Annotated in this window: 4 protein-coding genes and 1 pseudogene; 3 read left to right on the forward strand and 2 right to left on the reverse strand. The window is 69.0% G+C overall.

Annotated elements, in window-relative coordinates; translation table 11 throughout:
- Together ACR2JI_RS10745 and ACR2JI_RS10750 are read left to right on the forward strand one after the other, a co-directional pair.
- Positions 1–372: pseudogene (locus tag ACR2JI_RS10745) on the forward strand (magnesium transporter); the annotation flags it as partial.
- A complete protein-coding gene (locus ACR2JI_RS10750; protein WP_526390060.1) occupies positions 369–1,607 on the forward strand; it encodes an NRAMP family divalent metal transporter in 1,239 nt (412 codons plus the stop codon). The pseudogene ACR2JI_RS10745 and the gene ACR2JI_RS10750, both read left to right, overlap by 4 nt.
- Positions 1,608–1,618: 11 nt before the next feature.
- Here the strand turns inward: ACR2JI_RS10750 and ACR2JI_RS10755 are convergent, their stop codons facing one another.
- Together ACR2JI_RS10755 and ACR2JI_RS10760 are read right to left on the reverse strand one after the other, a co-directional pair.
- Positions 1,619–1,927, reverse strand: coding sequence for a type II toxin-antitoxin system PemK/MazF family toxin (locus ACR2JI_RS10755; protein ID WP_526390061.1), 309 nt, complete (start codon positions 1,925–1,927; stop codon positions 1,619–1,621).
- Positions 1,914–2,159, reverse strand: coding sequence for a ribbon-helix-helix protein, CopG family (locus ACR2JI_RS10760; protein ID WP_526390063.1), 246 nt, complete (start codon positions 2,157–2,159; stop codon positions 1,914–1,916). The genes ACR2JI_RS10755 and ACR2JI_RS10760 overlap by 14 nt, the downstream gene beginning before the upstream one ends.
- 92 nt (positions 2,160–2,251) lie before the next feature.
- Between ACR2JI_RS10760 and ACR2JI_RS10765 the strand changes: the two genes are divergently transcribed.
- Positions 2,252–2,656, forward strand: a 405-nt coding sequence (locus ACR2JI_RS10765) for a GNAT family N-acetyltransferase (protein WP_526390062.1), incomplete at its 3' end; no start/stop codon positions are given.

Here is a 2,656-nt window from a genome sequence, read left to right on the forward strand (position 1 = left end):
GAGGTCGGTTTCGGCGGCGTGGTGCGCCGGCTTGGGCTCGGCGGCGACCGCGCGACCCACGACGTCGTCGCCTGGACAGATCTGCACCTGGCATCCGATCGCGGGCATTCGGTCCAACTCGCCGCGCCGCGGTCGGCGGTGCACCGCCTCGACGCCCACGGGCTGGCCACGTTGATCAGCCGGGTCGACGTGGACGCGGCCACCGAAATCCTGGCCGCCCGCGATCCGCAGATCGCCGCCGAGGCGGTGCGGACGGTGCACCCCGAGGTCGCTGAGCGGATCGGTAGACGCTCACTGCTGCGCGGCCGTAGGTTCTTCCGGTCCGGCGTCTGGCCGCACCGCCGTCGGCTTTTCCGCGGGCGTAAGCGATGAGCATCCTCCAACGCCTGAACCCGCGGACGGCCGCGCTGTTCGCCGTTGTCGGCCCGGGTCTACTGGCTGGGCTCTCCGACGACGACCCCGCCGGTATCACCACCTACTCGGTGCTCGGCGCCGGGCACGGCTATCAGCTGCTGTGGGTGCTACTGCTATCCACGATCGCGCTGGTGGTCTTCCACGGTCTGGCCGCGCGGATGGGCGTGGTCACCGGCCAGGGACTGATCGGACTGGTGCGCCACCGCTACGGGGTGAAGGTCGGCGGGGCGGTGCTCGTCGCGCTGGTGGCCGCCAACATCGGAACCACCTGTGCTGAATTCGCCGGTATTGCAGCGGGATTCGAGATATTCGGTATCAGCCGCTATATCAGCGTGCCGGTCGCGGCGGTGGCGGTCTCGCTGCTGGTGCTGCGCGGTAGCTTCCATCGCGTCGAACGGTTCCTGCTGCTGCTCTCGACGGTGTTCCTGGCCTATATCGCCTCGGGGTTCATGGCGCATCCGGACTGGGGTGCGGCCGTGCGCGGCACCGTCATCCCCACCATGCCGATGACCGGGGAGGCCATCGCGATCGTCACCGCCACCCTTGGAACCACGCTGGCGCCGTGGGGACTGTCGTTCATGCAGTCCTATGCGGTCGACAAGAAACTGCGCACCGAGGACCTGCCACTGGAACGTATCGACGTGGTGACCGGCGCGGTGCTCACCGGGGTGATCGGCTTCTTCGTCGTGATCGCCTGTGCGGCCACCCTGCACCGCGATGGGTTGTCCATCAACGACGCCGCCGACGCCGCGGTGGCGCTGGAGCCACTGGCCGGTGATGCCGCCTCCACCTTGTTCGCCGTCGGGTTGATCGGCGCGTCGATCCTGGCCGCGTCGATCCTTCCGCTGTCGACGGCGTACTCGGTGTGCGAGTTCGCCGGCCTGGAGGCCGCCATCGACGACCCCTACGCCGAGGCCCGGACCTTCTATCTGACCTACGCAATCATCACCATGATCGGCACCGCGATCGTGCTGACGCCGAATGTGCCGCTGGTGACCATCCTGGTCGGCACCCAGGTGCTCAACGCGGTGCTGCTGATCCCACTGCTGATCGCGATGGTGGGCCTGGGCCGCGACCGCGACCTGATGGGGGAGTTCGCCACCGGCCGGGCCGGCACCGTGGTCTATGCGCTCACAACGGTGGCCGTGGTGGCGTGCGTGCTGGCCCTGGGCGTGACGACGCTGGTGCGGTGACGCGCGGGGCGTCAGCAGCCGGTGGCCGCCCGCAAGATGTGGCAGGACTGGTGTAGCCGTGCGGGTGACAGCCGGATGATCATGCGCCGGAAGGCATCGCGGGGCAGGGTGTGAATGTTGTCGAAGTTGATCACGCAGTCGCTCGGCACTCCGTCTTCGGCGACGGTCAGTTCGAGCTCAGACACCAGGCCCCGGCGGGTGCGGGTCAGTGCCGCGACGACGACGGCGCCAATCCGGTCGGCAACGGGGTCGCGGGTCAGCACCAGCACCGGCCGGTCACCGCCGGGCGTCGCCGCAAACCAGAGCTCACCTCGGCGCATCGGCCCAGTCCGCCCAGTCCTCGGCGGGTCCCCAGTCGGCGATCTGGCCGAGTGCCTTCTCCTCGTCGGTGATGGGTTGCGCCACGTAGGCACCGGCGTCGTGATCGGCGGTCAGTTCGGATAGGTGGCGGCGCAGTGCCGCACGCAGGAACTCTGACCTGTCGATATGCAATCGGTCCGCCCAGAGTTGGACTGCTGCCGCGTCGGCGTCGTCCACGCGAAAGCTGAACATCGTCATACGAAAATCGTACGTCGTATGACAGACAGCTGTATGCGTACCGACTCTCGGCGTGACGACGCTGTTCTGAGCGTAGCCTTGCCTCGATGTCCATCGAGGTGCGTCCCGCACGCAGGTCCGATGTCCCCGCGCTGGCGCGGGTGCTGGGCCGCGCGTTCCAGGACGACCCGGTGATGATGTGGATGCAGCCCGACAACACCCGCCGCGCGGCCGCCCTGGCCGGCTTCTTCGGTGCGCTCACCCGGTATCACTATCTGGCCGGCGCGGGCGTGGAGGTGGCGGTGTCGGAGTCCGGCGTGGGGGCCTCGGCGCTGTGGGATCCGCCGGTCAAGGGCGTGCCGTCCCCGCGTGAGCAGATCGCCATGCTGCCCGCGGTGATCCGGGCGTTCCGCGGCCGGCTGGGGGAGGGTCGGGCGCTCACCGAGCAGATGAAGGCCGTGCACCCCGAGGCGCCGCACTGGTACCTCGGCATCATCGGCAGCGATCCGGAG

Origin of the sequence: Mycobacterium sp. (assembly GCF_051006775.1) — a bacterium.
Lineage (GTDB): Bacteria > Actinomycetota > Actinomycetes > Mycobacteriales > Mycobacteriaceae > Mycobacterium.

Bases quoted from the DNA above. Each gene is read 5' to 3' on its own strand.
- ACR2JI_RS10750 (WP_526390060.1), top strand. From the start codon at position 369: ATGAGCATCCTCCAACGCCTGAACCCGCGGACGGCCGCGCTGTTCGCC.
- ACR2JI_RS10755 (WP_526390061.1), bottom strand. From the start codon at position 1,927: ATGCGCCGAGGTGAGCTCTGGTTTGCGGCGACGCCCGGCGGTGACCGG.
- ACR2JI_RS10760 (WP_526390063.1), bottom strand. From the start codon at position 2,159: ATGTTCAGCTTTCGCGTGGACGACGCCGACGCGGCAGCAGTCCAACTC.